2 protein-coding genes are annotated in these 1465 nt (G+C 37.7%); both read left to right on the forward strand.

All coding sequences use genetic code 11. The features are described from left to right. The first annotated feature begins 49 nt into the window (after positions 1 to 49). Entirely contained in the window at positions 50 to 607 is a 558-nt protein-coding gene (locus tag MHI22_RS23340; protein ID WP_141903571.1) for a helix-turn-helix domain-containing protein, read from the forward strand. Then, on the forward strand, positions 547 to 1434 hold the full coding sequence (locus MHI22_RS23345; protein ID WP_340812755.1) for an IS3 family transposase: 888 nt from the start codon (positions 547 to 549) through the stop codon (positions 1432 to 1434). Before MHI22_RS23340 ends, MHI22_RS23345 begins: the two co-directional genes overlap by 61 nt. Positions 1435 to 1465: the final 31 nt, after the last annotated feature.

Genomic DNA, 1465 nt, shown 5'->3' on the forward strand with positions numbered 1-1465 from the left:
GGTGCTGCACCCCAAAAGTTAGAGTAAAAAACTTTTGGGGTGTTTTTTTATGGCAAAATATAGCGATGAATTTAAGTTAAAGGTTGTGAAAGAGTATTTAACAGGAAAAATAGGTCTTAAACGATTAGCTAAAAAATATTCCATTCCATCTAATACAGCAATTAGAACATGGGTAGCTGCCTACAAAGCATATGGGAATAATGGTATTAAACGAAAAAGAAGTAAGGAAGTCTATTCTGTTCAATTTAAAGTAGATGTATTACACTTTATGAAACAAACAGGTGCTTCCTATCAAGAGACAGCGATTCAATTTAAGATGAACAATCCACGTTTAATCGCTAAATGGAACCAAAAATTTCTGGAAGAAGGGATAGAGGGCCTGCAAGAAAAAGCAAAGGGGCGCCCATCTATGTCGAAAAAATCAAAACCAACTAAACAAGAAAAAGAAATGTCACGTGAGGAGCAGTTAGAACGTGAAAATGAACTGCTTCGTCTAGAGGTGGCATACTTAAAAAAGTTGAAGGCTTTTCGAGAGAACCCGGAAGCATTCCTCGGAAAGCACAAGCAGTCATTGCCTTTGAACTCAAAGAAGAAGGATTCCGATTAAAAGACATTTTAATGCGTGTAGATATTCCAGAAGCTACGTATCATTATCACATCAAGCAACTGCATCAGGAAGATCCAGATAAGGGATGGCAAACGTTGATTTTAGAGACGTTTAAGAAACATGAAGGACGATATGGCTATCGTCGTATACATACGGAGTTAAAAGCGCAAGGCTACATCATTAATCACAAAAAAGTACAGCGCATTATGCAGGAATTAGATTTGAAATGTGAGAAATTCGTCCGCAAGTCGCGCTATAAATCGTATAAAGGTACGGTTGGAAAAGTGGCGAAAAATCGTTTAAATCGCCGTTTCTATACGCATTACGCCGTACAAAAAGTGGTGACAGACGTAACTGAATTCAAATGTACAGATGATGAAAAACTATATCTGAGCCCAATTATGGACTTATATAACGGAGAGGTTATTGGGTTCAGTATGTCTAAACGGCCTACAATGGATTTTGTGCTGGACTCATTGAAACAAGCCCTTCCAGTCATTCGAGAACGTGCAGAATATCGAACAACAATCCATTCAGATCAAGGCTGGCACTATCAACATAATAAATGGGTGAAAACATTAAAGCAGAACAAGATTTTCCAAAGCATGTCTCGCAAAGCAACGTGTGCAGACAATGCAGCAATGGAAAACTTCTTTGGCTTACTCAAACAAGAAATGTATCACGGGGAAGAATTAGTCTCATATGACGTGTTAAAAAAGAAAATTGAAAAATATATCCACTACTATAACAACGAACGTATTAAACAAAAATTGGCCGGCATGAGTCCGGTAAAATACCGAACTCATGCCAGCCAATTAGCTGCATAAATAAAAACTCTAACTTTAAGGGGTCACTACC

Origin of the sequence: Lysinibacillus sp. FSL L8-0312 (assembly GCF_038003285.1) — a bacterium.
GTDB lineage: Bacteria > Bacillota > Bacilli > Bacillales_A > Planococcaceae > Lysinibacillus > Lysinibacillus fusiformis_D.